Origin of the sequence: Leucothrix mucor DSM 2157, from assembly GCF_000419525.1 — a bacterium.
In the GTDB taxonomy this organism is placed as follows: Bacteria; Pseudomonadota; Gammaproteobacteria; order Thiotrichales; family Thiotrichaceae; genus Leucothrix; species Leucothrix mucor.
Window position 1 is genome coordinate 4508327 of record NZ_ATTE01000001.1, and the last position, 26708, is coordinate 4535034.

Genomic DNA, 26708 nt, shown 5'->3' on the forward strand with positions numbered 1-26708 from the left:
GCTTCTTATTTATTACTAAGCTTTAAAAATTAAAGCGTTAGATTAGTGCTGTGAGTTAGACAAAGAGCCAGCAGGCGCATCGCTCATTACATCAGCAGAAGTTGGTGCAACGCCACAACCAGTCAATACTGCGCCTAGGAAAGCTACGCTAAGAAGAAGTGCTACTGATTTTTTAATGTTGAAAGTGTTCATGTTAATTACCCTTTAATATTCGGTTAAAGCTTATTTGCTTTGTAGTTAATAACGTTTGGATCAAACTTTAAGATGCAAATTATTAATAAATATTTTAATTATTTCAAATTTATTTGTATTAAGTTTCCTTAATGGATTCTATTTAAATAGATTTGAAAAATTATCGTTTCTATCACTCATTACGCATCATTTTGTCATCTGGATTCAATTTCAATGAAGATGAATTTTATTTAATCTATGTCCGTTTTTTCATTAACTATCGTTTATTATTTAAATCAGTTGAACTGATCTATTAGTGCTGTGAGTTAGACAGAGAGCCAGCTGCTGGTGCATCGCTCATTACATCTGAAGAGCTAGGAACGACGCCACAACCAGTCAGTACAGCACCCAGGAACGCAGCGCTAAGAATTGTTGTTACTGTCTTTTTAATGTTTAAAGTGTTCATGTTTAATTACCCTTATCAATTTATATAAAGCAATATTGCTTTGTTGTTTTATATTACGGTGTCGCCGTAAATCGAGATGCGCATTATGAAACTTTTATTTATTTGCGCAATCCCATTTTAGGCACCTTTTCTTAACTGGTCAGGTACTAAAGCTCACCCAAATTTTACCGATAATAGACGGGCGGTCTATTGCTCTGATTTTTGATCAAGATTCAAGGCTGAAAAGATTACTCATTATTTAGAGCTGTCTTGTTTTTACCTTAGTGAAGTCTTGTAATCTCCAATAGAATTACGGTTAGTTAACTTATCAACAAATGCCTTTATGTATGCGGAGACATGTATTACGCCCGCATACAATGAGTGGTTGCACTTAAGGGTGAATTATTTTTTTAATTACCGATGTTTAACTAAAAAAAGTAGGGTTTTACAGAAGTGCGCTGCTTAAACTTGGCTAAATATTACACTCAGTGTCATTCTGACTGTCACAATTCTGTAATCTGACGCTGCTAGACTGCGCCACCATGAAATACAAACCACGGAAAATCACATGATTCGTAAACTATTGTCAGCTTGTTCGGTTGTTGCTTTGATTGCTGCAGCGCCAGCGATGGCTGAAATGAATTTTAATCGCATCGCATCATTTGCTACGCCAACCAATATGGCTGAGGGCGAAGACCAACAGCGTGAAACCTCCGCAGAAATTATTGCGGCCAGCGCGGATGGGATGACACTGGTTTACACCGATAGCCCGTTAAAATCGATTGGCTTGATTGATATCAAAGACCCTAAAGCGCCAAAGCCACTGGGTAATGTTGCTTTGGATGGCGAGCCCACTTCGGTGACTATTATCGGTAATGCGGCATTTGTGGCCGTTAATACCTCCGAGAGCTATACCAAGCCATCGGGCCTGTTAAAGGTGATTGATCTCACTAGCAAGGTTGAGCTGGCGCGTTGTGACCTTGGCGGCCAGCCAGATTCCATTGCGGCCTCTAAAGACGGTGAGTTTGTCGTGGTTGCCATTGAGAATGAGCGCGATGAAGACTTAAATGATGGTGAACTGCCACAGCTGCCTGCGGGTAACTTGGTGAAATTCACGGTGAGTGACGGGAAAGTCAGCTGCGGCTCCAAGCAAGTGATTGATGTGAGTGGCTTGGCTAAGGTCGCTCCGACAGACCCAGAGCCAGAGTTTGTCTCTATTAATAGCTTGGGCGAGACTGTACTGACCTTGCAGGAAAACAATCATCTGGTGATTCTGGATAAAGTAGGCAAGGTGATTAACCACTTCTCTGCGGGCAGCATGGATCTAGATGGCATCGATATTGAAAAAGACGGCGCACTGACCTTTACCAATTCGCAAAAAGGCCGCTTACGTGAGCCAGATGCAGTTAAATGGCTGAACGACACACAGTTTGTAATTGCCAATGAAGGTGACTACCAAGGTGGTTCTCGCGGTTGGTCTATCTTTAATAAGGATGGCACGCTGGTTTATGACAGTGGTGCGAGCTTTGAACACGCCGTGGTGCAAATCGGGCATTACCCTGAAAAGCGTTCCGGCAAAAAAGGCATTGAGCCTGAGTCGGTTGAAACCGCGACCTTTGATGGTACGCCAATGGCCTTTATCGGTGCTGAGCGTGCATCGGTAGTGGGTGTTTATGATGTCAGCGATGCAGCGAAGCCCGTGCTGAAGCAATTACTGCCCTCTGGTATTGCCCCTGAAGGCATTGTGGCCATTCCCTCGCGCAAGCTGTTAATTACCGCGAATGAGGCGGATTTGGTGGAAGATGGCGGTGTTCGTGCCCATGTGATGGTGTATGAATATCAGGATGCACCGGCTAATTACCCGCAAATCACTTCAGCAGGCGCTGATGAGCTGATTGGATGGGGTGCGATCTCTGGCATGGTGGCCGACGAGAAGCAGCCTGGTAAGTTGTTTATGGTGAATGACAGCTTCTATAGTGGCCAGCCAACGGTATTTGTGGTGGATGCCACGCAAAAGCCTGCCCGTATTACTCAAGCGATACCGGTGACCCGTGACGGCAAGCCTGCTGAAAAGCTGGATATGGAAGGCATTACGCTGGATGGGCTGGGCGGCCTGTGGATTGCCTCTGAAGGTAATACCGATAAGAAAATCCCGCATGCGCTGTACCAGTTAAATGCATTGGGCGAGATTGTGAAAGAAGTCAGCTTGCCAGAAGCGCTATTGAAGCATGAAAAGCGTTTCGGCTTTGAGGGCATTACCCGCATTGGTGATACTTTATGGATGGCTGTGCAGCGTGAGTGGAAAGATGATCCGGTCAATCACGTGAAGTTATTGGCGTACAACACAAAGACAGAAGAGTGGGGCGCGGTGCATTATCCGAAAGCGGAGCCTGCTAAAGGCTGGACGGGCTTATCGGAGATCGTTGCCTATGGTGACACTGTTTATGTAGTCGAGCGCGATAATCAAATTGGCGATGCAGCAGTGACTAAGGCAATTTACAAAATAGCGCTTTCAGAAATGAAGCCTGCCAAGCTCGGTACTCAGCTGCCGATTGTGAAGAAAACACTGGTGCGTGACCTGATTCCAGATCTGAAATCATTTAATGGTTATGTACAAGACAAAGTAGAAGGCCTGGCGGTTGATGCCAACGGTGAAATGTTTATCTCAACCGATAACGATGGTGTGGATGACCACTCCGGTGAAACCTTCTTCTGGTCAGTTGGTAAAATCTAATTTAGAAAATAAGCGAGGGAACTAGCGGGTAGTTTCGCCGACAAGCCTGCTCTTTAAAGGCCCTGCAAACACTTCTCTAGAGGTGGATGCAGGGCCTTTTTCTATTTGAGCGTTCGTGCCATCGCTTAGTCGTGGGAATGGATTTCCAGCAGTACCGAGCCGCGAGCGCCTTGCTCGACGGCTTGATGCGCTTCAACGATTTCTTCTAGTGGGAACATCTGTGTAATGCGATGCTTCAACGCCTGCTGCTCTAGTAGACGAGTGATGTCAGTAATGGCTAAGTCTTTCGCTTCCTGCGGCATGCTGTACACAATAACCGGATGCAGCGAAATGTTCTTAAACATCAGATCATAAAACGGCAGGGTCGGTGTTGGGTTTTGCATCGAGGCATAAGCGGAAATTGCAGAGTTATCTGCCATCGCGGGCAAATACAGTGGCAGGTTGGTGCCAAAGGCGACATCCACGACCAAGTCCAGTTTTGCGCCACCTAAGTGCTTAATAATGTCTTCAGCGATGTTCTCATCGTGATAATCCAGTACCAATGCAGCGCCTAATTGCGTGATCTCTTCAGCATCATCGCTTGAGCCAACGGTCGCAATAACCGTTGCACTCATTGCCACCGCTATTTGCACGGCATAATAGCCAACGCGACCTTGTGCGCCAGTGATCAATACAGTCTGACCGGCAATATCGCCATGAATACTTAGGCAGCGGTGGGCGGTCATCGCAGGAATACCTAAGCAGGCACCAGCGGATAACTCACAAATTTCCGGTAATTTTACCGCTTGGTTATCTGGCAGGTTAATCAGCTCCGCGGCGGTACCCCAATTGCGGTTATGTTGGGCTTCATACATCCACACATTTTGGCCAATGCGTTCTTCCGACACACCTTCGCCAACGGCCACGATGACACCAGAGCCATCGCTGTGCGGAATGACAAACTCCCCCGGAAAGTCGCCACGCTGTCCCGCGCGCTTTTTAACATCAGATGGATTGATTCCGGAGTACTGAACTAGTACTTCAACTTCGCCAGCAGCCGGCTGAGCAATTTCATGAGTTTGTACAGTTAGTACATCACGAGCCGAACCAAAGGCGTTATAAGATGCAGCAATCATAGAAATACCCGATTCCAAAACAAACGACAATTATCTCACAGAGTCGTTTGTTTTGGGTGGTTTCGGTACTTATATATATAGGGTATGGAGTGGGGCTGCGGACTAGGCCGCGAGACTTCCGCTTAACTCTTTGCATTTATTAGCAAAATTGACCAGCAAGCTGCGGCTGTGCGGTGTTTCGGTGCAACTTGCACTTAATGCCACCGGATCACCATTATGATGGGTGATTTCATCGGCAATGCGTTCGATATAATACTGCGTAATTGCCTGATCAAATTCCGGATGAAATTGCACTGCCCACATCGTGTCCCCAATGCGGTAAGCTTCATTCGGCTCAAAATCATTCTTAGCCAGTAACACGGCATCGGCAGGTAGGCGAGTAACGGTTTGTGAATGGCCGACATTGGCGCTAAAGCTTGGTGGCAATTGGCCAAGTAATGCGTCTTGCTGTCCGGCTTCCGTTAAATGAACCGACACACTGCCGGCTTCAGGGCCTTTGGGATGAAAACTCACTTCACCACCAAAGGCTTTAGCCATTAACTGATGCCCATAGCACACCGCCAATACGGGCTTACTACACTCACGCATTTCCTGAATATAAGGCAATAAGCGCTCACTCCAAGGCTCGCAATCGGTCACCATGCTATGGGAGCCGGTGAGGATGATGCCGGAGAAGGCTGTCAAATCCGGCAATGGTTGCTCACCGCGAGCATCGTAAACTGTAAGATCGACGCTGCCAGCTGGCAGGCAGTTCGCCATCATTGTTTCGAAATCGCCGCAGCGAGCTTTCAATTCCGGAAACGTATCACCGGTTTTAATCAGTAAAATGGGTGTCATAGTCGAGCCTGAGTCGTTAGTGCTTGGCAGTGTCGCCGGCGATTTTATCCATCAGCGCGAAGAATACACCGGAAATTACAAAGGCCATGTGGATAATCACTTTCCACATCATGGTAGTGGATTGCGCATCGGTCATTTCAGCCGGAATATTCATAAAGGTTTTCAGCAAGTCGATGGCCGAAATAGCCACAATCGCGCCGATGACTTTTAGCTTCAAGCCGGAAAAATCAACTTTACCCATCCAGGATGGGCGGTCTTCATGAGCAGCCACATTGATTTTAGACACAAAAATCTCATAACCACTGAAGATAATCATCAGCAGCAAGCTACCGACCAGCGACATATCGACCAGCGCCAGAATACCGATCACCATATCCGCCTCAGAGGTGGTAAACACATGAGTGATCAAGTGCCAGAATTCTTGTACAAACTTGATAAATAATAGAATAATACTAAGTACTAGGCCCAGATAAAAAGGGGCTAGTAGCCAGCGGCTCTTAAAAATGATGGTTTCTATGTGAGTCTCTAGCTTTGCAAACATGGTGGATCCTTTATTTTTAATGCTGATTAAGTAAGGTGGAGATTAGGGATTTCGTCACATTTTCGTTTATGCTGCGCCCGACTACCACTAACTTATTATAAAGTTGTCAGACTATGAATACAGATGTGTTTACGATTACCAACATCATAGTGGGGATTACTTGCTTGATTTCCATAGTGTTGATGAATAATCAGCGTGGCAAAACGCAATTAATTTTCCATCCGGTGACAATCCGGCAGCAGAACCAGTGGTACCGGTTTTTAAGTGCGGGCTTTATCCATGCGGATGGCATGCATTTGCTGGTGAATATGCTGGTGCTGTGGTCTTTCGGGAATGCGCTGGAGACTTGTCTATACCCGAGTTTCTTGGGTGAGCATACCGGCCTTAAATTCCTGGCACTCTACTTTGGCGGCATTATCGTCTCCTCAATTCCAAGCTATCTGCGCCACCAGACGGATTCACGTTATGCAGCGCTGGGAGCTTCCGGTGGAGTATCTGCCGTGGTGTTTGCAGTGATCTTATTTGCACCGTGGCAAAATCTGTATCTCTATGGTTTGATTGCGATTCCACAGATTTTAGCGGGTGTCGGCTACTTGGTTTACTCGTGGTACAAAGATAAAAAAGCGAATGACAATATTGGCCACATGGCGCACTTGACGGGTGCAGTCTGGGGCTTTGTGTTTACTGGATTGATGAATCCTAGTTTGTTTGCACGCTTTGTTCAAAAAACGCTTGAAGGCCCAAGCTGGCTGTAATTGTGTTACCTATACATTAATACTAACTAATAAGGTTGGATTTCATAATGCCTGATGCTCACGCGATTGCCGTCTTGGTGTTGACGCTTTTTGCTCTTACGCTATTTACCCGCGATAAAATTCCCCTGCAAACCTCCGCATTGGTGGTGCTCTGTTTGCTGGCCATCGGCTTTGTTATTTTCCCTTATGAATACTTTAATAAGGCATTGAATAAAGTCGTTGAAGTGAATCCGGTTGATTTTTTCCACGGATTTGGACACGAAGCACTGATTGCGGTGTGCGCACTAATGATTGTCGGGAACGGCCTTGTGCGAACGGGTTCTCTGGAGCCAATCGGTAATGTGCTCTCAAATATGTGGAAGCTCAGTCCGTCGATCTCTTTGTTGATGACGCTACTGATTTCAGCAGGTTTAAGCGCCTTCATTAATAACACCCCGATCGTCGTGCTACTGATTCCGATACTGGTGAGTGTGGCGCTCAGTACCAAATCCAATCCTTCGGCTTTATTAATGCCAATGGGTTTTGCCAGTTTGATTGGTGGTATGAGTACCACTATTGGTACCTCGACCAATCTGCTGGTAGTGAGTGTGGCGAATGACCTTGGCTTGCCAACCATGGGCGTATTCGACTTTGCACTGCCAGCGCTGATTTGTTCAGTGGTTGGTATTGCCTTTCTATGGTTGGTTGCACCAAAAATGCTGCCACAGCGTGATTTGCCGTTAAGTGATACTAATAACCGTGTATTTACCGCTCATTTGTTAATTAGGGAAGGCAGTAGCGCGATTGGTAAAACGCTGGGTGACTTAGCAAAAGCCACTAATGACGACCTGAGTGTGGTTAAAATTCGTCGGACGAACTCAGTGGTGATGCCGCTGCCGGATGTGGTGATTCGTGAAGGGGATAAGCTGCTTGTGCATGACACCCCAGAGAAGCTTAAAGAGTTTGAAAAAGAAATTGATGCGGTGCTGTATGCCAAAGATCAGCGGGTTGATGACGACAATCCGTTAAATGATGAAGACCAGATTGTGATCGAAATCATTGTGGATCAGCGCTCGCCGCTGCTGGGTAAAACCTTGCAGTCCACCCATTTTATTGAAACCTATAAAATGATTGCGCTGGCGGTACATCGCGGCGGTGATCAAATCCGCTCGATGCCGGGTGGTTTGGGTAATTTTCCTTTACAGCTGGGTGATATCTTATTGGCGCAAGGTAAGCGCGAAGATATCGATAACCTGAAGTCACGGCATGAGTTTTTGATATTGGACAGCCTGATGGAAGTGCCCTTATCGCAAAAAGCACCAATTGCCTTAATGATTATGTTTGGGGTGATCTTCTTTGCGGCAGTTGGCTTGGTGCCGATTGCGGTGAGCGCCGTGATTGGTGTGCTGGCAATGCTGCTGACCTCCTGCCTGAACTGGCAAGATGTGGGTAAAGCGCTGAATATTCCGGTGATTATGATCGTAGTATCCAGTTTGGCCCTAGGCGAGGCGATGACCGTTACTGGCGCGAGTGAGTTTGTGGCCAATAGCTTTGTGGCGGTAACCAATGGCGCGCCACCACCGGTGATTCTAAGTGGTTTGATCCTGTTGATGGCAATCTTCACCAACGTGGTTTCTAATAACGCCGCAGCGGTGATAGGAACGCCGATTGCTGTGAGTATTGCCACTACGCTGAACTTGAATCCGGAGCCCTTTGTACTGGCCGTATTGTTTGGTGCGAATATGAGCTATGCCACACCGATGGCGTATAAAACCAACTTACTGATTATGAGTGCGGGTAATTACACTTTTAAAGACTTCCTGCGTGTGGGTTTGCCGCTAATGTTTATTATGTGGTTGTCTTACAGTATCGTTTTGCCATTGCTGTATACCCTTTAATAAACACTTTTAAGTGAAGTAGGCCGCTGATGTTACCGATATCAGCGGCCTTTTGTTTTCTGGGGGTAGGCTCTGAATAAACCGCTTCGGTGATTAGTCGGTTTCCTGATCTTCCTGATACTGCGTAAGGCTCTCTAATAGCTGATCGCAGTTCTGTTTAATCGCGGCGAGTTGAGCGTAATCCATACCCGTTTGGCATTGCATCTGTTGTGGCACACTGGCCGCTAATTCACGCAGCTTCAGGCCTTGCTCCGTCACGCAGATATTACGTACCCGCTCATCATTTATGCAGCGAGTTCGGGTAATCAGCCCCTTGGCATCCAGTCGCTTTAGTAGTGGTGTGAGTGTGCCGGAATCCAGACTTAGCTTCTCGCCAATTTCCTTAACTGTGACTTGCTCATGCTCCCACAGCACCATCATCACAATGTACTGCAAATAGGTTAAATCCAGCGCGCTAAGTAGCGGGCGATAGGAGCGTATTAACGCATTGGAAAGCCGGTAAATGGAAAAGCACAGTTGCTTGTCTACCTGTAAACAGCTGGGGTACGCATCGTTCATGGTTCAAATCATCCTAAATACATTGCGCACAATTCACTTGACGCTCACGGCGATTGGACGTTAAGATTTTGTGCAATTAGATTGTGCACGATCTAAATAAATTCATCAAGAACCATGATCAGCATGCGAGGCTTGCAAGCCACAGGGTTTGCCCTAGTTGAAAAGCCTGCGCCTTTCAGTGGTTACTTAGATGTCCTTATTCGAACCAACGCAAATATTGAGAAACACTATGTCACAAGCTAACGCTACAAATCGTCAAATTCAATTGGCTGCACGTCCTCATGGCGCACCGGTAGACACTGATTTTAAACTGGCAGAAAGCGCGATCCCTGAGATTAAAGACGGGCAGGTGTTACTGCGGACTGTTTATTTATCACTCGACCCTTACATGCGTGGCCGTATGAGTGCGGCAAAATCTTACGCGGCATCGCTGGAGATTGGAGAGACCATTCTGGGTGGTACCGTGGCTCGCGTTGAAGCATCAAACAATGCTGACTTTAAAGTAGGCGACTGGGTGTTGTCATTTAACGGCTGGCAGGATTATGCCGTGTCCGACGGAGAAGGTTTAACCAAGTTGGGCGATAACCCTGAGCAGCCATCTTATGCGCTAGGCATTATGGGTATGCCAGGCTTTACGGCGTATATGGGTTTGCTAGATATCGGTAAGCCAAAAGCCGGTGAGACTTTAGTGGTTGCTGCGGCAACTGGCCCCGTCGGCGCAACCGTTGGCCAGATCGGTAAGATTAAAGGCTGTCATGTGGTTGGTGTAGCCGGTGGTGCTGAGAAGTGTAAGCACGCGGTTGAAGTCTTGGGCTTTGATGCCTGCATTGACCATAAAGCGGATGACTTTGCTGAGCAGCTCGCAGCAGCTTGCCCGAATGGCATTGATATCTACTTTGAAAACGTCGGCGGTAAGGTATTTGATGGCGTGATGCCATTGCTAAATACCGGCGCTAGAATTCCATTGTGCGGCATGATTTCACAATACAATGCGACAGGCCCTCAAGACGGCCCTGATCGTTTGTCACAGTTAATAGGCATGATCTTGGTGAAGCGCATCACGGTTCGTGGCTTCATTATTTTTGATGACTACGCCAGTGAATATCCGAAGTTTGCTAAAGACATGAGCACTTGGTTGGCCGAAGGGAAAATCCAATACCGCGAGCAAATCGTTGATGGCTTGGAAAATGCACCTGAAGCGTTTATCGGACTACTGGAAGGTAAAAACTTTGGCAAGTTAGTCGTGCGCGTTGGCCAAGACGAGCTGGCTTAATTCTAAATAATACGGAGTCATCCATGATTGTTTTACACCATCTAAATAAGTCACGCTCTAAGCGCATTATCTGGCTGCTGGAAGCGCTTGGCGTTGAGTATGAGGTTCGTGCTTACCAGCGCGATGCAAAGAGCTCCCTGGCCCCGCCAGAGCTGCGCGCAGTTCATGCTTTAGGCAAAGCGCCCGTGCTGGAAGACAATGGCAAAGCCATTATTGAGTCTGGTGCAATTTGCGAATATCTGATTGGTAAATATGCCCCAGAGCGCTTGGCTCCGGCTACCGATAGCGATGATTACATCGACTATTTACAGTGGATGCACTACGCGGAAAGCTCCTGCATTTTGCCATTGCTAATGCGCATGTATATTAAAATGGACGGTTGCGAAACCAACTTCTTAGCAGGCTATGTGCAGCAGGAAGTTGAGGACGTGATCAACTACTTTAACGATGCGCTGGAAGGTAAAACGTATCTGGTCGGCGAGCGCTTAAGTGGTGCAGATATCATGATGTCGTTTATTGTGGATATTCTGGAACGCAGTGGCGAGTTGACTGCTTACCCTAATATCGAACGCTATGGCAAAACGCTGGCAACACATGAGGCGTTTCAGGCGGCTGAGCAGAAAGAAAAAGCATTGGACGAGTCAGCGAGTTAAGTTGATGAGCTAGTCTGAACACAGCCACTGGTGAAGGTTTGCCAGTGGCTTTTTTGTATCCGATTAGTGCTTCAGCAAAGAATAAACCACATTCCCTGATGACTTAGCACGCCTGCAATTAATCGCCTGCTGACAGCTTTCCTCAAGCTCGCGGCTCATATTCTCGCAGCAACGAATCAACAATAAATGTTTAACTAACTCCTGCTGAGTATGCGGATGGCTATCATAAAATTCCCCAAGACAAATATCCCCACGCTCGACGGCTTGGTTGAGTTCGCTTTGTGAGAATTTGGCGACGATCTGGCTATTAGATTTGTTGACGACTTGCACATAAGGGTTTGGACGGTCCAACCATGCATCTATATAAAAGGCCATAAGCTAACTCCAGTCAGTATAAAAAAAGACCTGGCTGATATCCGTTGAGTGAAGACTGATATTGGCTTGGTAACAAGGCTACTTTAATTGAACTAATAAGCTAATTTTAATTATTAGCGCTCAGGGGATAGAAGGCCACGGAGCACAGTGTGAACACTTAAACCTGAAACGTGGGATTAGTATAATGATTATTTTCTTAAATGCAAATGATTATCATTAACTTATTTTTTATCTGACGAATGTCGGATGAGAAAACGAACGTAGCGACAAAAAAGGGGATAAGCAAACCTCACTTATCCCCTGATATCTATCACTCAATATTAATCCGCGTTCCGCTGGAGTACGCATTAAACTCCGGTGCATAAATACTCTGCACCGTCGCAGGTCCGACTCTAAACTTACCCGCAGTTGTCGCTCTTAAGCGATATTTAAAGGCGTACTTACCAGTTGGCAGCCACTCAAAGAAGTAGTTCGCGCCGCTATCACGCACTTCCTGATAATAGCCAGCACCACCATCCCAGCGATAACCGGAGATAGACTCCATCGGTTCAAAGCCAGCCCCACGCGGTGCACGTAAATGCACATACTCTGCGGCGTGCTTGGTACTTAGCGAGAGCTGTACTTCCAGCTCATCACCCACGGCAACGGTTGCGCCTTCGGCTAATGGTTTAAGTACCCATTCGCCATTTTCCTGTACCCGTTTAAACAGCGTACGAGATACCTTAAAGAAGTCGCCTTGTGCATCTTCGGGCAGTGTTTCGGTCGAGAAGTGCCACGTGGCCGAGGCAAACATCAGCGCCTTAGTCTCATTGGTAAATGAGATCGACGCCATGTCTGGCGTAATGGCATTGCCTTCAACCACGATCTGATTGTTCGCGCCGGTATATTCATCCGGCTTGAATACGCGCTGCTCTTTGACGTGATCACCTATATTAATCGACACGCGTTCCTCTTCGCCGAGTTGTCCTTCCTGCTTGAGGTAATGCACCAGTGAGTAAATACTCTCGGCAGTGGCACGGGTTGACTTCCAATGGTTTAGCTGCTTGTTGAGCATCAGCCATTGCACCATGCCATGACGGCGCTCATCTTGCGGATTAAGCTCCATCATTGCGCGCAGAATAAAGGCATGGGTGTCGATGCGATCGTTGTACCACAACCATGAGCGAGACTGCTCCGGCCAGTAAGTACCCAAGTCATCATCGGTTTTAGCCGTGTTCATAACGCTATCAAACACCAACCGCGCATCACCTTCCCGACCTGCACGGTGCAGGCTGAGCGCCAGCTGGGCTTTAGACATCGGTGCCAGTTTCAGCCAGCTATCCAAGGCTAACTGCAATATCTCAGCTTGCTCTTTATCGCTGAATACGCCACCGGTCCAACTGCTATCAGGATAAGCTGACAGCACATAGCTCAGTGCTGTGAGGCTGTAAACATCCAACTCCGCAGGTTTTTGAGTGAGCAGGGTGTCGAGGTAGTATTGATGAATATACTGCCAAGCGCCTTGCACCACAGGCTTCGGAATTTCAACACCAAACTCCAATGCTTTTGAAAAGCCCTGCAATAAATACAGCGTCATATACGGCGATGCCTGGCCACCTTCCCACCAAGGGAATGCGCCCGATGGCAGCTGTGCTTTCAGTAGTTTTTCGATAGAGCGTTTTTGTTGGCTGGCTGCTACTTCAGGATCAAGAATATTTAACAAGGCATCGCTGTCAGTTGCCCCGCCGCGAGCATTATCAAGCCATGGCGTTTCTTCCAGTAACATCTTGCGATTTGGGTCTTGATCAACGGCTTCCCAGTTTTCAAACTGACTATCGCGCTCTGAAAGCTTCTTCGCCATCGCTGCTAACAAAGGCTGGCCCTCAAAGGTTTTAGTGATAATTGAAGTGGATAAGAAGCGGTTAAAGGTCTGCTCGGTACACTCGTAAGGGTAGTCATTCAAGTACGGCAGCGCCTTTAGCGTTGAGTAGAATAACTGTCCATCAACGGTAACCACTAACTTGTCGTTGATTCGGGTGGTATCGCTGTCATCAGCCAGCTGGCTAAACTCGAGCTTACGCTCGGAATTACCTTTGAGTGCGGCAAAACGGCTCTGGGTTAAATGCAAACGACTCGGCAATACCGGCAGTGGGCGTTGCTCGCCATCGGCAAAGTTCTCAATCCCATTGTAAGCCGTAGCTTTGGCGCGAACGGCGACAATACCCAAATCATTTGGCGTGGAGAGTGTGTAACTCACATTGCTACTTTCTCCGGCCTTTACATTAAATGGCTGAGCCCAGATTTGTAGATTGAAATCATCGTTAATCACTTCGCCGCTGGCGGTGTCGATAATATCGAAACTCAACTGTCCGGAAAGTGGTTTGTCGCCCGCATTGTTAATCACGACTTCAATTTTGGCCTCATCGCCAGCCCGTAAGAAGCGGGGCAGGTAAGGGCGAACCATTAGTTCCTTACTGGTACGTGAGAAGGCGGTTGCGGTTCCTCCACGCAGATCTTTAGTCAGCGCAGAAGCCCAGACTTTCCACTGCGTTAATGACTCAGGCACTTCAAATTCAAAAGCCACTGAGCCATCTGCTTCCAGTACCAAGTTTGGTTTGAAAAAGGCCGTTTCATTGAAGTTTGTTCTGACAGTCGCTTCAATGCCGCTGGCTAAATCGGCTTCAGGCATCGGAGGAGTCTCTGCCGGTGCTTCATCAGCAGAGGCTTCGCCAGAGTATGCCACTGCGACACCTCGACGACTGGGAGCAGGGGCTGCCTTAGCCATCATCATCGGAGCAACGGCATAAGCTAGCTCCATGCGCGGTGGTGACAGTACGCCCTCTAACAGGTTGAGCGTGATATCAACCGATGATGGGAAATAGTTCGAAGATCGTAGGCTTTTAAGTTCAGCAGCATAGCTCACCCCCAAACTATTGCTGCGTGAAATTGAAGTACCTCTGGCGCGATAAAGATTGTTCACCGTTGGAGGGCTGTGTGGTGCTAAAAACTCCAAGCTGCGATCAAACATTGAGGCTAATACTTCCACAGCACCACTTTCCAGTGGTTGGCCATCAGCATCTTCTACCGTCACTCGCCAGGTTTCTTGTTGGCCAGGGCGCAGCTTGTCGCGGAAGGTTGAGAATGCCACATTCAGCTGCTTATTGGTCCAAGGCACATTCACAAATTGCTCTTGGCGAATCAGCTGATAATCCTTCAGCATACTGAGTACAAAGGTCAGGCCGCCGCGATAGGCTTCCTCAACCGGAAACTCGCGGGTTTTAATGCCATCGTTTTGCACGGTGCGGCTCAACAGCTCATTACCGTGATACACCTCTAATACAAAGGGCGCATCGGCAAAGCCAGAGCCCGCTAGCAGGCTAACAGAGTCACCCACTTCAACATTCGTTTGCTTGGCGCGCAAAATAGTCGGTGTTGTCAGGGGTGTTTGAGCAGCAGAGGCGACAATAAAGTCGCTAGTGGTGGTATACGCTTTGCCAAATTTATCCGTCGTGCTGTATTGCAGGCGGTAGTGGCCTGCTTGCTTAGCCGTGAGCGATAGATTGGCAATGCCTTCTTCATTGTGTTGCAGGTTGCCACTCGATACGGTGTCACCGACCTCAAACAACTCACTGCTCAGCGCGTTATTGCTGTCATCCCAGCGGGCTTTTAACAAGTCACCGGGTGTCGCGTATTGGTAAGCATCTGGTTCAGGTAGTGCGGCATCTTGGTCTGCCGGCATTAAGACTTGCTCCGGCTCAATCAGGCGCAGCAGCTTCCACTCTGCATCGCCAGCGCGACCATTGCCATCTGGGTCTTGGCGGCTGATGTTAATAGAGAAAGGCTCGTTGACCATCGCAAACTCAGCATCAGGCGTAATTTGGGCTGAAATTGCGATACTAGCCAAATTGAAGGTACGGCTTGCGGTGCGGGTTTCACCACCAGCATCGGTGATATCGGCAGTTACTGTGAATGCATAAGTGCCGATTTGATCTTTCTCTGCTTCCGCAACGGCTGGATTAAACTCGACGGTAAATAGGCCGTCTTTATCAAGCTCTGTTGTACCGCTGGCAATAGTTTCAGCGCGAGTTGGTGGAATGTAGCCGCCTCGGGAGTACCTTGGGTAGCCAACAAATTGTGCCTCCCGCTTTACCTGCCAGCTCACTTTGCCAGTGCTCACAGCGCCGCCAAAGTAATACTGCGCACTACCGGTTACGGTGGCAGGTGTATTTAAGCGAAGCTCTGTTTCAGGGTCGTTAAACTCAGCTTTAAAGGTCGGGCGTTTATAGGCTTCAACCCGAATGGATTGGTTACTGCCCCAGCTGGAGCGCATATACCAGTTACCCAGCAATAAGCCCTCTTTTGCGGTGAACTCACCAGAAGCTGAGCCAAATTCATTGGTTGTTACGTCCAGTTTTTCAACAATCTCTCCGTTTACATCCAGCAGCTCGACCGTGCCTTTCGTATTTGGCAGCACCTGATATTGACTGGTTTCAGCGCTACCTTGATAAGCGACGATTTTCCAGAGAATCTTTTGGGAAGGGCGATAAATAGCACGATCAGTAAATAACAGAGCACTAGTCGGCGTGGCGGCTTCCCGATAGGCGTTGTTGTAGATATTATTAACAATGGCAACATCGCTATCGTGAATCACGCGTAAGGAAAATGAATCTCTTTCCTTGAGCGTAAAGTTAGCCAAGCCATCATTGCCCGTCTTCGTCTCAAGCACTTTAATCGATGGATCGCTGTTTTGATTTTGCCAGACTTCTACGGTTGCGCCGGGGAGTAGTTGACCGGTTTCACCTAAATAGGCAGCCAGCTGCACATCGCCCTTGTTGAGCTTAACCTCTGCCACCAAGTTGCTCAGGTTCACCTCGACCGAGCTAATAAGGGACTCCTCTAAAGTAAGCGAGAAATCTGGTGTGTTAGAGGCCGCAACCAGCCAATACCCGTGTTGGGTAATTTCAGGGGTGATAAAGGTTTTATGGGGGCGGTAGTTGGTGGTGGCTGGCAAGCCGCTTTGCCACGTTGCATCCGCTGGCGTTTGGCTGTCTAACAAGCCTCTTAATTCATTAGGGTTATTATAGCGGCTACGTTTAATAACCTGATCAGCGTCTAACTTCCAGGCGCGAAAATAGACCACATCCAGATTGCTGTGCGTCAGCTCGATAGAGCGCTTACCCAAGCCATCATTTTGCATACCCAGCATTCTAAGTGTAGGTAGTTGAATATTATCAGCGATGCTTTGGCAGGCGAGGGTGATGTCATCTTTTGGTAATTGATTGAGGCAGGGCTCCAACGCCGCAAGGCTTCGAATTAAGGAGTCCGGCTCATCTTGTTGGCTTAGAATAAGGCCAATGGTGTAAGGCAGTCGTTTAGCCCAAGGTAAAGGTTCGCCGCGCGCTTGTTCCTGCTGGTCACGCTCACGCAATGCGCTAACAATAACTTCAGCTGAGTCTCCATGTTGTGAATACACTAAGTCGATTTTAGTGAGAAACGCTTCCAGTGCCGCCTCGGTTTGTTGCTTGGCGCTAAACTCATCTTCTAAGCCATTGAGTAGGCTGATAGCGCGCTTTAAAGGATGTTGAGTCTCATCGCTTGGCTCAACAGTGTCGGCGTAAGGTCTGGCTAATAGCGCTTCTGCTGAAAAGCCTTTCGCTTGATTGCTGTGAGTAGGGCTCCATAAGCTGGTATTTTTCAGAGAGTTCACCCAAAGATATACCACTGTATCGTGAATGCTGCCGCGTACTCGCTCCGGGTAGCCGGTGTCATTAAAGTAGCTATCAAGGTTTTCCAGAGGTAATTTGCCGAATGAGTTGACCGACTCGTAGCGACCTTCTGACAGCGTATAAGCTGCTGTAAATGCTTGATTTTGATCATCAAGCAACTGCGCCATGGTCTTCTGCTCCAGGCTCAGTGGCTTACTTGATTCGATGGTTTCACGATTGCGAATCTGCCAGCTGTTCTGGCTGATATAGCCTTCAAACAGCGCGGCATAGTGCAGATTAATCAGTAACTGGGAATCCTTATCCTCAGGCCACGGCTTTTCGGCTAATAGCGCCAAACCCTTTTCGGCACCATTGCCAGCTTGCGCAGCGGCGGCCATTAACAAGGCTTCTCGCCAGGTTTTGTTATCTTGCTCTTCAATTGCTTGATTCAGAATGTCATCTAACTTGACTGAAACATCCTGATATTTACCGGCTTTGATTAGAGAGTCCAATGCTTGCCAGTCTGGAGTGGCCGCACTGGCGGTCACCGAAACGACACTAAGCATCACGAGTGATAGGAAGCGTTTAACGAGGTAAGACATGTAAGTGATCCCGCAGAGTATTTTTATTGATGAGAATGTTTAAAAACTTCTCGCTTAAATCTGTTAATACTAATTTTGAAGACTATTTTTAGTGTAGTTCAGTCCTGAGCGCTTTAAAAGTCAAAGCCATATTAAATTTTTGTGAAGGTGAGCGAAGTCTTAGAAAGATAAATTTAAGCAACTTAAATCAATAAACTACTTTAGTTGATTAAAATAAATACAAATAAATTGAACTAATTGCTTAAATAGTGTTCTATAGGGTTGTGACAGGTTAAGCGTGGGTTCATTTTCTGAGTGGGGCAGAGAATGGTAGAACGTGAGTCTTGTAGAGGAGAATGACGATGGCAATACGAAAGATCAGAGCAAATCGGGCGACTCGTGAGGGCGAGTACGTGGTTATCGAAACGTATTCAAAGCGTTGGATGTACGTCATGTCGGGTGCTGCAATGGGCGTGCTGGCAGGTACTCTAATATTGGATGATTACTCATCCTTTGTCTCGCTGCTGGCCGGTTCGATGGTTGGAACCTTTTACGGTGGTGAGGGTGATACGCGCTATGTTCCGTTTGCGGATGTAGTCGAGATTAAGAAGTACCCATTCCGTCGGGTGACGGTGGTATTAGATGATGAGCGGGTTAAAAGGCGCGGCGGTGGTTTGCCACCACGCCCAAAAGACTCATAGCTTGTCGCGTAAGGAGTAATAAGTCATTGCCAGCACAAGTAGTGGCAGGCGCATGACTTCTCCGCCAGGAAACGGGTAAGTGCGCAGGTCGGCCATGGTGTCGAACTGCGCCAACTTTCCACCAATCATATCGGCCATGATTTTACCGGCAAAGGTCGCCATTGCCACGCCATGACCCGAGTAACCGCTGGCAGACAGCACATTCTCAGAAAGCTTGGCAAAGTAGGGCATACGGCTAACCGTAATCGCCAATGTGCCACCCCAGCCATAATCAATCGGTGTCTGCGCGAGCTGCGGATACACTTCCAGCATATGACCGCGTACAAAGTTTTTAATATCCGCCGGAAACTGAAAACTGTAATTCTCACCGCCACCAAATAACAAACGTCGGTCGGCACTTAAGCGAAAGTAATTCACTACAAAGCGCGAATCGGCAACCGCATGATTTTCCCGCAATAACTCCAGTGCCAGCGCTTCCGGCAATGGAGCAGTGGACACCATGTAATTGTTAATCGGCATCACGCGCGAGGCGACTTTGCGGTTTAACTTATCCAGATAGCCATTACAGGCAAGCAGCACATGCGTTGCTTTAATCGTGCCGTTTTCCAGCGTAACTGTTACCGGCTTATCACCGGAATACTCCAGTACTGGCGACTCTTCATAAATAATCGCACCGGCTTCATGTGCCGCTTTGGCGAGTCCTAAGGCAAAGTTTAGTGGATGCAAATGCGCTGCTTCTTTATCCAGTGTGCCGCCAAAGTACGACTCAGAGCCAACTAAGCGGCGAATCTCTGCCTGATCAAGATACTCAATCGCATCGTAATCGTATTCATTTTGCAGCTTTGTAGCATAGGCTTGGGAATGTTTGAGGTTACGCTCCCGATGATCCGCATGAATAATACCGGGCGTGAGATCGCAATCGATCTTGTGCTGCTTAATCAGCTTTTTGCACAGCTGATTGGCCGCCAAGCCAATATCCCATAACTCGCGGGCATGGTCTTTGCCGTATTGCGACTCTAAAGTGCTTTGGTCGCAGCGCTGATCGGTGGCGACTTGCCCACCGTTACGCCCCGACGCGCCCCAGCCAACCCGATGCGCATCCAGCAAAATAACGGAAAAGCCCGCTTTGGCTAAATGCAGCGCCGAGGATAAGCCCGTATAGCCCGCACCAATAACACAGACATCCGCGGTTTCCTCGCCAGACTGACGAGGAAACTTAGGGATAGCATTGGCCGTCGCATGATAATAAGAATCAGGATATTCACCGGCTTTGTCATTACTGTAGAGAAAGCCTTGCTTACCAATGGCTGCCATTATAAATATCCGGCCTCTTTCGCAGCAGCATAAGTGCTGTCCAATACTTCACGAGCCTTAGTAATCAACTCATCCGCCTCTTCATGGCTAAGTACCAGTGGTGGTGAGATAATCATGCTGTCGCCCACATGGCGCATAATCAGGCCATTGGCAAAGCTGATCTCGCGACACATTAATCCAACCGTGCCTTTCTTAACTTCAAATGGCGCGCGAGTGGCTTTATCTGGGGTTAACTCCAGCGCGCCCATTAAACCAATCATACGCGCTTCACCCACTAAAGGATGCTCGCCCAAGGCTAGCCATTTCTCTTGCAGGTAAGGCCCAATATCGCTTTTAACCCGCTCAACGATATGCTCTTTTTGCATAATATCCAGCACCGCTAAGGCCGCCGCGCAAGTGACCGGATGACCTGAATACGTGTAGCCATGTTGCAACTCGCCACCTTCGTTAATCAGCCCTTCGGCAACCCGATCGCTAATCATTACGCCACCGATTGGCAAATAGCCGGAGCTAAGTGCTTTAGCGATGCAAATAAAGTCAGGTTTGATATTAAAGGTTTCGCTGGCAAACCATTCGCCGGTACGCCCAAAGCCTGTGATCACTTCATCAGCGACTAGCAGAATTTCATACTTATCACAGATGCGTTGGATTTCAGGCCAGTAGCTCGCTGGTGGAATAATCACACCACCTGCACCTTGTACTGGTTCTGCAATAAAAGCGGCAACCCGCTCAACACCCAACTCCAGAATTTTCGCTTCAAGCTCCTGAGCTCGTGCTAAACCAAATTCTTCCGGTGGTTGATCACCACCTTCGCCATACCAATAAGGCTGGTTGATGTGCACGATATTCGGAATCGGCAAATCGCCTTGCTCATGCATATACGTCATGCCGCCTAAGCTGGCGCCGGCAACGGTTGAGCCGTGGTAGGCATTTTTGCGAGAGATAATCACCTTCTTATCTGGCTTGCCGAGGCTCGCCCAATAGTGGCGAACCATCCGTAGCATGGTGTCATTCGACTCCGAGCCGGAGCCGGTAAAGAAGGTATGATTAATATGAGCCGGAGCCAATTCCGCTAGCTTTTTCGAGAGCGCCACAACCGGTGGGTGTGTTGTCTGGAAGAAGGTATTGTAAAATGGCAATTCACGCATTTGCGCCGCAGCCGCATCGGCCACTTCATCGCGCCCGTAGCCAATGGCCATGCACCATAAGCCGGCCATGCCATCCAGCAGTTTATTGCCTTCAGAATCCCAAACATACACGCCTTTACCTTTGGTAATCACGCGTGCGCCTTTTTCATTCAGCGATTTAGCGTCACTGAACGGGTGCAAGTGGTGGGCAGCATCCTGACTTTGAGCGATTGCCGTATTTGTTTCTGGTGGATTGTGTGTCATAAATACCTCGGGTCGCAGCGTTGGCAGTATTAAACAGTGAGTAGTAAGTGCTCGCGTTCCCACGGGCTAACTACCATCATATATTCATTAAATTCGTGTTCTTTCAAAGCTTTGTAAACATCGCAGAATGGGCGACCGAGTAACTCTTTCAGCTCATCGCACTCATCAAAATCAATCAGTGATTCCAGCAAACCACGCGGTAAGCCATAGTCCGCGCTGTGCGCATCGCCATTAAACTCTTCACGGCACTGGGTTTGGTTGATCATGCCGAGGTAGCCGGTGGCCAAGCTGGCCGCAATCGCGAGATACGGATTGGTATCCATACCGGCAATCCGGTTCTCAACGCGGCGCGCTTCCGGTGGGCTGTTGGGTACGCGTAAGCCTGCTGAACGATTATCGCGCGACCATTCCAGATTGATTGGCGCAGAGTCGCCCGGCATCAGGCGGCGATAAGAGTTTACATACGGCGCAAGCAAGCAAGTCGCTGCGCCTAAATATTTCTGCTGGCCACCAATAAAGTAGTCAAACAGCTCCGTGCTGCTGCCATCGGGATTGCTGAAAATATTCTCGCCAGTGGTCGCATCCAACACACTTTGGTGAATGTGCATGGCGCTGCCGGGGTGGTTCTTCATCGGCTTAGCCATAAACGTTGCGTAGCAGTCGTGGCGCATGGCGGCTTCACGGATCAAACGCTTAAATACAAACACCTGATCAGCGAGTTCCATGGGGTCGCCGTGGGCCATATTGACTTCAAGCTGAGCAGGGCCACCCTCCTGAATCAGGGTGTCGATTTCCATGCCTTGCGCTTCGGCGAACTTATAGATGTCTTCGATGATCGGCTCGTACTCATCAATCGCCATCATTGAGTAAGACTGGCGGCCCACACTTTGGCGACCAGAGCGTCCAACAGGCGGTTCCAGTGGCTGATCAGGATCGGTGTTGCGTTCGGTTAAATAGAATTCAATTTCCGGTGCGATAACCGGCTTCCAGTTGCGTTCGGCATAGGCATCTAAAATGCGCTTTAGCACATAGCGCGGCGCACAAGGTACTGGGCGATCATCCTGAAAATACAGATCGTGGATTACCATTAAACTCGGCGAACGGGCCCAAGGCAGCGAGCGCACCGTGCTTAAATCCGGGACTAATTTAATATCGACTTCCGTCATGTATTCTTTGGAATCAAACTCCAGATACGCACCAGTAATGCTTTGGAAGAAGATGCTGTAAGGCAGGAAGGTCGGGTTCAGCGCGCTGAACTTGCTGGCGGGCATTAGCTTGCCACGGGCTACCCCGTGGATGTCGGCAATGGTGCATTCCACCTCATCAATCCGGTGGGTGGAGATGAGTTGCCTGAGTGCTTTTATTGAGTCAGGTTGATTGCTGATCATAGAGTACTGCTTCGACATAAAGGGCCGTTGGTTGGGAAAAATTAGTGATCACATTCTGGTTTGAGGTTTGGCCAAAGTCAAGGGCAGCATCCGGCCAGTGGCTAAAAGTTGAACCTTGGATAAAGCATTTTCTATTTTTGTGATCACATTTATTGACTTGAAAAATTCTTTATGCAAAATTAATAACTGGGTTTTTCACGACTAAATTTTTGGAGCGAGTTGACACTATGAGCATGAAAAAAGCATTGGTAATGGCAGTTTCTACGGCGATCTTCTCAATGGGAGCGACGCTGTCCGGAACGGCATTAGCAGACGATGAAAAGGTAGTGAACGTTTACAACTGGTCCGATTATATTGATGAAAGTGTATTGGCCGATTTCACCAAAGAGACCGGCATTAAAGTCAATTATGACGTGTTTGATACCAACGAATTATTAGAAACCAAATTGCTGACAGGCGCGTCGGGATACGATGTTGTAGTGCCTAGCGCTAACTTTATGTACCGCCAAATTAAAGCCGGCGCGTTTATGGAATTGGACAAAAGCAAACTGCCAAATTACAAAAACACCTGGCCAATGATCAATGAGCGCACTGCCGCTTATGACCCTGAAAATAAGCATTCCTTTACCTACATGTGGGGCACCACCGGTATTGGTTACGTTGAAGAAAAAATTAAAGAAATCATGCCAGATGCGCCAGTTAACTCTTGGGATATGATTTTCAAACCTGAAGTGGCAGCGAAGTTTGCTGATTGCGGTATTCACTGGTTAGATGCGCCAACCGAGTTGGTCCCAGCTGCACTGCATTATTTAGGTTTACCACCGGCTGATTTCAGCAAAGAAAACCTTGAGAAAGCCGAAGAGCTAATTGCTAAAGTGCGCCCATACATTCAGAAATTCCACTCTTCTGAGTACATCGGTGGCTTGGCGAATGGCGACATCTGTTTAGCAGTGGGTTACTCGGGCGATATTCTGCAAGCGCGTGACCGTGCGGTCGAAGCTAAAAACGGCAACACCGTGGTTTACACCATTCCAAAAGAAGGCGCACAAATGTGGTTTGACCAGATGGCGATCACCTCAGATTCTAATAATGTTGAAGAAGCCTATACCTTCATGAATTACATCTTACGCCCTGAAGTGGCGGCTAAAGCCAGTAATTTTGTGAGCTATGCCAATGGTAACTTGGCGTCTCAGGAGTTTTTAGATGAGTCTGTATTTAAAGACACGGCTGTTTACCCAGATGAAGAGACACTGAAAGGCTTGTTCGCAGTACTTGCGCCAGATCCAAAACAGCAGCGCTTGCTAAACCGCAGCTGGACTCGCATTAAGAGCGGTCAATAAGGTTAATCATGGCTGTTAATACTAACGGAAACAAAGTATTTGAGCCGTGGAATGATCCCCAAAAAACGCCGTTAATCCGATTTGAAGGAGTAACGAAGCGCTACGGGGATTTTACCGCGATTGATAATTTAACCTTAGATATCTACGAGAAAGAGTTTTATGCCCTGCTCGGGCCATCGGGCTGTGGTAAGACAACGCTATTGCGTTTGCTGGCGGGGTTTGAAACACCCACCGAAGGCCGTATTTTGCTGGGCGGTAAGGATTTATCTAAAGTCCCGCCTAATCAGCGCCCAGTTAACATGATGTTCCAGTCGTACGCTTTATTTCCACACATGAGCGTCGAAAAGAACATCGGTTTTGGTTTAAAGCAGGAAGGTCGCAGCAAAGCAGAAATTGCCGATCGCGTGGCAGAAATGCTGAAACTGGTCCAGCTGACTGAGTTTGCCAAGCGCAAGCCGCATCAGCTATCCGGTGGTCAGCGTCAGCGGGTGGCCTTAGCGCGCTCACTGGCTAAAAATCCAAAGCTATTATTGTTAGATGAGCCACTGGGCGCATTGGATAAAAAGCTGCGCGAACGCACTCAGTTCGAGCTGATGAATCTGCAAGAGTCCTTAGGCGTAACCTTTATGATCGTAACCCACGATCAGGAAGAGGCCATGACTGTCGCTAGTCGGATTGCGATTATGGATAAGGGCATCGCAGTGCAGGTGGATACGCCCGCCGCCATTTACGAAGCCCCGAACTCCCGCTATATCGCCGACTTTATTGGGGATGTGAACTTCATTGAAACCACCCTCAGCAGTCGCGAAGGTGATCAGCTACAAGTGGCGTCCACCTTTAAGACGAAGTTTAGTCTGGAAAGTGATATTCAGGCCGAGATTGGTAGCACGTTATGGCTCGCCATTCGCCCTGAGAAAATCGCTATCAGCAAGCAACAGCCGACCGACAAAGACAACATTGTACAAGGTGAAGTCATTGATATTGCCTACTCGGGCGATACCTCGACCTACCACGTAAAAATTGCCGACGGCACCATTGTTAAAACACTGCAAGCCAACCAACGACGCTTAAGTAATCGCGAGATTACCTGGGAAGATAAGGTATGGCTATCCTGGACCAATACTGCCGCCATCGCGTTGGCCAAGTGAGGGCATCATGAAAGCAGACTTTAATTGGGGGCGCTTTTTTCTCATCGGCATCCCTTTACTCTGGTTGCTGCTGTTTTTCTTAACGCCTTTTTTAATCGTACTTAAAATCTCCCTGTCGGATATGGCCACCGCCATGCCGCCATACGCACCGGCTTATGAAGCGGGCAGTGGGTTACTGGGAATTTGGGCGATGATTCAGGCGATGGACTTTGAGAACTTCATCTGGCTGCTCGACGACAATATCTATTGGCTGTCTTACTTATCCAGTTTGAAAATAGCCTTCTTCTCGACCATCTTCACGTTGCTGCTGGGCTACCCCATTGCTTATGGCTTGGCGCGCTCACCGGAAAAGTGGCGGGGCTTCTTAGTCTTGTTAGTCATTTTGCCATTTTGGACCAGCTTCCTAATCCGCGTGTATGCCTGGATTGGTATCTTAAAAAGCGAAGGCTTCCTTAACCACTTCCTGCTGTGGCTGGGCGTGATTGATGACCCGCTGGCGCTGATTAATACCAACTTCGCGGTGTACATCGGCATCGTGTACTCCTATTTGCCGTTTATGGTGTTGCCACTGTATGCCGCCTTGGAAAAAATGGATGACTCCTTAGTCGAAGCGGCGTTGGATCTTGGAACGACACGCATCGGTGCCTTCTGGCAGGTGACATTCCCATTGTCGATGGCGGGCGTGATTGCCGGTTGTTTCCTTGTGTTTATTCCAGCGATGGGTGAATTCGTGATACCGGATCTGCTCGGTGGCTCTGAAACGCTCATGATTGGTAAAACGCTGTGGGGCGAGTTCTTCTCCAACCGTGACTGGCCGGTGGCCTCTGCGGTAGCGATCGTATTACTGCTGTTATTAGTGGTTCCGATATTGTTATTCCAACGCCAGCAAGAAAAGGCACAGGAGGCGGCATCATGAATGCGAATCGTTTTACTTGGTTTAATGCCACCACGCTCACCTTCGGTTTTGTTTTTTTATATTTACCGATTTTATTATTGATCGTTTACAGTTTTAACGACTCTAAGCTAGTGACTGTGTGGGGTGGCTTTTCAACCCGCTGGTACGTCAGCCTGTTTCAAAACGAGTCGTTTATGAGTGCGGCATGGGTCACATTAAAAGTGGCTCTGCTGAGCGCCACCTTAGCCACCATCATGGGTACGCTAGCTGCGCTAGTGTTAACCCGTGCCGGGCGGTTTCGTGGGCGCATGTTGTTTTCCGGAATGATTTACTCGCCACTGGTCATGCCAGAGGTGATTACCGGTCTGTCTTTATTGCTGTTATTTGTGGCGATTGGATTGGATCGGGGTTTTTGGACAATAACGATCGCTCACGTCACATTTTCGATGTGTTATGTAGCAGTAGTGGTATCATCTCGCTTAATCAGTTTCGACCGATCATTGGAAGAAGCAGCGCGTGATTTAGGCTGCTCTTCGGTCGGTGCATTCCTGCAAGTAACCCTGCCAATTATTATGCCGGCAGTGGTTGCAGCATGGCTGTTAGCCTTTACCTTATCGCTCGATGATTTGGTGATCGCATCTTTCACATCAGGCCCCGGTGCTACCACCTTGCCGATGAAGATTTACAGCCAGGTGCGTTTAGGATTGAAACCTGAAATTAACGCCTTATCAACGCTGCTGATCGTAGCAGTCTCGGTGGGTGTGATCAGTGCCTCATTGATTGCCAAGCGCGCGGAGAAAATTCGCGAGCGGGCCAATGCGGACTGACAAGCGTTAGAACAAAGTCGTGTGTTATCTGGCGGACAGCTGCGTTGTGCAGGCTGTTCGCCCGGTGATATCAAATGTGGTATCACCTATTTACTTAGCAAAGGC

At 48.2% G+C, this 26708-nt stretch carries 21 protein-coding genes; 10 read left to right on the forward strand and 11 right to left on the reverse strand.

The features are described from left to right. Positions 1 to 42 precede the first annotated feature (42 nt). Both LEUMU_RS28875 and LEUMU_RS28880 read right to left on the reverse strand, forming a co-directional pair. A complete protein-coding gene (locus LEUMU_RS28875) occupies positions 43 to 192 on the reverse strand; it encodes a hypothetical protein (protein WP_157474417.1) in 150 nt (49 codons plus the stop codon). Between the two features lie 292 nt (positions 193 to 484). Next, positions 485 to 637, reverse strand: coding sequence for a hypothetical protein (locus LEUMU_RS28880; RefSeq protein WP_157474419.1), 153 nt, complete (start codon positions 635 to 637; stop codon positions 485 to 487). 547 nt (positions 638 to 1184) lie between these two features. Between LEUMU_RS28880 and LEUMU_RS0120575 the strand changes: the two genes are divergently transcribed. Beyond that, positions 1185 to 3350: an esterase-like activity of phytase family protein gene (locus tag LEUMU_RS0120575; protein ID WP_022954193.1), complete on the forward strand. Its 2166-nt coding sequence runs from the start codon at positions 1185 to 1187 to the stop codon at positions 3348 to 3350. A 125-nt stretch (positions 3351 to 3475) separates the two neighbouring features. Here LEUMU_RS0120575 and LEUMU_RS0120580 read toward each other — a convergent pair whose 3' ends face one another. The 3 genes from LEUMU_RS0120580 to LEUMU_RS0120590 all read right to left on the reverse strand — a co-directional run bounded on the left by LEUMU_RS0120580 (position 3476) and on the right by LEUMU_RS0120590 (position 5843). Beyond that, a complete protein-coding gene (locus LEUMU_RS0120580) occupies positions 3476 to 4465 on the reverse strand; it encodes an NADPH:quinone reductase (protein ID WP_022954194.1) in 990 nt (329 codons plus the stop codon). Positions 4466 to 4567: 102 nt separating this feature from the next. Further along, complete coding sequence (locus LEUMU_RS0120585; protein ID WP_022954195.1) at positions 4568 to 5302, reverse strand: glutamine amidotransferase; 735 nt, start codon at positions 5300 to 5302, stop codon at positions 4568 to 4570. Positions 5303 to 5318: 16 nt separating this feature from the next. Beyond that, the gene (locus LEUMU_RS0120590; protein WP_022954196.1) at positions 5319 to 5843 is read right to left on the reverse strand and encodes a TIGR00645 family protein; all 525 of its coding nucleotides are present in this window, start codon (positions 5841 to 5843) and stop codon (positions 5319 to 5321) included. A gap of 164 nt (positions 5844 to 6007) precedes the next feature. Here LEUMU_RS0120590 and LEUMU_RS0120595 point away from each other — a divergent pair, with 164 nt between their 5' ends. Both LEUMU_RS0120595 and LEUMU_RS0120600 read left to right on the forward strand, forming a co-directional pair. Then, positions 6008 to 6598 carry a rhomboid family intramembrane serine protease gene (locus tag LEUMU_RS0120595; protein ID WP_169446472.1) on the forward strand — a complete coding sequence of 197 codons (591 nt, stop codon included), beginning with the start codon at positions 6008 to 6010 and terminating at the stop codon, positions 6596 to 6598. Positions 6599 to 6645: 47 nt separating this feature from the next. Next, complete coding sequence (locus tag LEUMU_RS0120600; protein WP_022954198.1) at positions 6646 to 8475, forward strand: SLC13 family permease; 1830 nt, start codon at positions 6646 to 6648, stop codon at positions 8473 to 8475. A 93-nt stretch (positions 8476 to 8568) separates the two neighbouring features. Here the strand turns inward: LEUMU_RS0120600 and ohrR are convergent, their stop codons facing one another. Beyond that, a complete protein-coding gene (gene ohrR / locus LEUMU_RS0120605) occupies positions 8569 to 9033 on the reverse strand; it encodes a transcriptional regulator OhrR (protein ID WP_022954199.1) in 465 nt (154 codons plus the stop codon). Between the two features lie 229 nt (positions 9034 to 9262). Between ohrR and LEUMU_RS0120610 the strand changes: the two genes are divergently transcribed. Beyond that, the gene (locus LEUMU_RS0120610; RefSeq protein ID WP_022954200.1) at positions 9263 to 10306 is read left to right on the forward strand and encodes an NADP-dependent oxidoreductase; all 1044 of its coding nucleotides are present in this window, start codon (positions 9263 to 9265) and stop codon (positions 10304 to 10306) included. Between the two features lie 23 nt (positions 10307 to 10329). After that, positions 10330 to 10959: a glutathione S-transferase family protein gene (locus LEUMU_RS0120615; RefSeq protein ID WP_022954201.1), complete on the forward strand. Its 630-nt coding sequence runs from the start codon at positions 10330 to 10332 to the stop codon at positions 10957 to 10959. Between the two features lie 63 nt (positions 10960 to 11022). On the opposite strand, the gene LEUMU_RS0120620 is transcribed toward LEUMU_RS0120615, so the two are convergent. After that, complete coding sequence (locus LEUMU_RS0120620) at positions 11023 to 11334, reverse strand: hypothetical protein (RefSeq protein WP_022954202.1); 312 nt, start codon at positions 11332 to 11334, stop codon at positions 11023 to 11025. Positions 11335 to 11644: 310 nt separating this feature from the next. After that, positions 11645 to 17620 carry an alpha-2-macroglobulin family protein gene (locus LEUMU_RS0120625; RefSeq protein ID WP_022954203.1) on the reverse strand — a complete coding sequence of 1992 codons (5976 nt, stop codon included), beginning with the start codon at positions 17618 to 17620 and terminating at the stop codon, positions 11645 to 11647. Between the two features lie 341 nt (positions 17621 to 17961). Here LEUMU_RS0120625 and LEUMU_RS0120630 point away from each other — a divergent pair, with 341 nt between their 5' ends. Beyond that, positions 17962 to 18300 (forward strand): hypothetical protein, encoded by a 339-nt coding sequence (locus LEUMU_RS0120630; RefSeq protein ID WP_022954204.1) that lies wholly within the window; start codon positions 17962 to 17964, stop codon positions 18298 to 18300. Here LEUMU_RS0120630 and LEUMU_RS0120635 read toward each other — a convergent pair. The 3 genes from LEUMU_RS0120635 to LEUMU_RS0120645 are packed head-to-tail and all read right to left on the reverse strand — an operon-like array spanning position 18295 to position 22393. Then, entirely contained in the window at positions 18295 to 19614 is a 1320-nt protein-coding gene (locus LEUMU_RS0120635; protein ID WP_022954205.1) for an NAD(P)/FAD-dependent oxidoreductase, read from the reverse strand. The two genes, LEUMU_RS0120630 and LEUMU_RS0120635, sit on opposite strands and share 6 nt — an antisense overlap. After that, positions 19614 to 21005 (reverse strand): aspartate aminotransferase family protein, encoded by a 1392-nt coding sequence (locus LEUMU_RS0120640; RefSeq protein ID WP_022954206.1) that lies wholly within the window; start codon positions 21003 to 21005, stop codon positions 19614 to 19616. The genes LEUMU_RS0120635 and LEUMU_RS0120640 overlap by 1 nt, the downstream gene beginning before the upstream one ends. A gap of 29 nt (positions 21006 to 21034) precedes the next feature. Continuing rightward, the gene (locus LEUMU_RS0120645) at positions 21035 to 22393 is read right to left on the reverse strand and encodes a glutamine synthetase family protein (protein WP_022954207.1); all 1359 of its coding nucleotides are present in this window, start codon (positions 22391 to 22393) and stop codon (positions 21035 to 21037) included. 227 nt (positions 22394 to 22620) lie between these two features. Here LEUMU_RS0120645 and LEUMU_RS0120650 point away from each other — a divergent pair, with 227 nt between their 5' ends. From LEUMU_RS0120650 to LEUMU_RS0120665, 4 genes are read left to right on the forward strand one after another with little or no spacing between them, the layout of a single operon-like run. Continuing rightward, positions 22621 to 23733, forward strand: coding sequence for a polyamine ABC transporter substrate-binding protein (locus LEUMU_RS0120650; RefSeq protein WP_022954208.1), 1113 nt, complete (start codon positions 22621 to 22623; stop codon positions 23731 to 23733). A gap of 8 nt (positions 23734 to 23741) precedes the next feature. Next, complete coding sequence (locus LEUMU_RS0120655; protein WP_022954209.1) at positions 23742 to 24881, forward strand: ABC transporter ATP-binding protein; 1140 nt, start codon at positions 23742 to 23744, stop codon at positions 24879 to 24881. 7 nt (positions 24882 to 24888) lie between these two features. Beyond that, positions 24889 to 25797, forward strand: coding sequence for an ABC transporter permease subunit (locus tag LEUMU_RS0120660; protein ID WP_022954210.1), 909 nt, complete (start codon positions 24889 to 24891; stop codon positions 25795 to 25797). Continuing rightward, positions 25794 to 26603: an ABC transporter permease gene (locus LEUMU_RS0120665; RefSeq protein WP_022954211.1), complete on the forward strand. Its 810-nt coding sequence runs from the start codon at positions 25794 to 25796 to the stop codon at positions 26601 to 26603. The genes LEUMU_RS0120660 and LEUMU_RS0120665 overlap by 4 nt, the downstream gene beginning before the upstream one ends. Positions 26604 to 26708: the final 105 nt, after the last annotated feature.

What these genes read in the sequence shown, in the direction of transcription:
- LEUMU_RS0120635 (WP_022954205.1), bottom strand. Translation starts at nt 19,614, where the DNA reads ATGGCAGCCATTGGTAAGCAAGGCTTTCTCTACAGTAATGACAAAGCC.
- LEUMU_RS28880 (WP_157474419.1), bottom strand. Translation starts at nt 637, where the DNA reads ATGAACACTTTAAACATTAAAAAGACAGTAACAACAATTCTTAGCGCT.
- ohrR (WP_022954199.1), bottom strand. Translation starts at nt 9,033, where the DNA reads ATGAACGATGCGTACCCCAGCTGTTTACAGGTAGACAAGCAACTGTGC.
- LEUMU_RS0120590 (WP_022954196.1), bottom strand. Translation starts at nt 5,843, where the DNA reads ATGTTTGCAAAGCTAGAGACTCACATAGAAACCATCATTTTTAAGAGC.
- LEUMU_RS0120585 (WP_022954195.1), bottom strand. Translation starts at nt 5,302, where the DNA reads ATGACACCCATTTTACTGATTAAAACCGGTGATACGTTTCCGGAATTG.
- LEUMU_RS28875 (WP_157474417.1), bottom strand. Translation starts at nt 192, where the DNA reads ATGAACACTTTCAACATTAAAAAATCAGTAGCACTTCTTCTTAGCGTA.
- LEUMU_RS0120625 (WP_022954203.1), bottom strand. Translation starts at nt 17,620, where the DNA reads ATGTCTTACCTCGTTAAACGCTTCCTATCACTCGTGATGCTTAGTGTC.
- LEUMU_RS0120640 (WP_022954206.1), bottom strand. Translation starts at nt 21,005, where the DNA reads ATGACACACAATCCACCAGAAACAAATACGGCAATCGCTCAAAGTCAG.
- LEUMU_RS0120630 (WP_022954204.1), top strand. Translation starts at nt 17,962, where the DNA reads ATGGCAATACGAAAGATCAGAGCAAATCGGGCGACTCGTGAGGGCGAG.
- LEUMU_RS0120575 (WP_022954193.1), top strand. Translation starts at nt 1,185, where the DNA reads ATGATTCGTAAACTATTGTCAGCTTGTTCGGTTGTTGCTTTGATTGCT.
- LEUMU_RS0120615 (WP_022954201.1), top strand. Translation starts at nt 10,330, where the DNA reads ATGATTGTTTTACACCATCTAAATAAGTCACGCTCTAAGCGCATTATC.
- LEUMU_RS0120600 (WP_022954198.1), top strand. Translation starts at nt 6,646, where the DNA reads ATGCCTGATGCTCACGCGATTGCCGTCTTGGTGTTGACGCTTTTTGCT.
- LEUMU_RS0120655 (WP_022954209.1), top strand. Translation starts at nt 23,742, where the DNA reads ATGGCTGTTAATACTAACGGAAACAAAGTATTTGAGCCGTGGAATGAT.
- LEUMU_RS0120660 (WP_022954210.1), top strand. Translation starts at nt 24,889, where the DNA reads ATGAAAGCAGACTTTAATTGGGGGCGCTTTTTTCTCATCGGCATCCCT.
- LEUMU_RS0120620 (WP_022954202.1), bottom strand. Translation starts at nt 11,334, where the DNA reads ATGGCCTTTTATATAGATGCATGGTTGGACCGTCCAAACCCTTATGTG.
- LEUMU_RS0120610 (WP_022954200.1), top strand. Translation starts at nt 9,263, where the DNA reads ATGTCACAAGCTAACGCTACAAATCGTCAAATTCAATTGGCTGCACGT.
- LEUMU_RS0120665 (WP_022954211.1), top strand. Translation starts at nt 25,794, where the DNA reads ATGAATGCGAATCGTTTTACTTGGTTTAATGCCACCACGCTCACCTTC.
- LEUMU_RS0120650 (WP_022954208.1), top strand. Translation starts at nt 22,621, where the DNA reads ATGAGCATGAAAAAAGCATTGGTAATGGCAGTTTCTACGGCGATCTTC.
- LEUMU_RS0120580 (WP_022954194.1), bottom strand. Translation starts at nt 4,465, where the DNA reads ATGATTGCTGCATCTTATAACGCCTTTGGTTCGGCTCGTGATGTACTA.
- LEUMU_RS0120645 (WP_022954207.1), bottom strand. Translation starts at nt 22,393, where the DNA reads ATGATCAGCAATCAACCTGACTCAATAAAAGCACTCAGGCAACTCATC.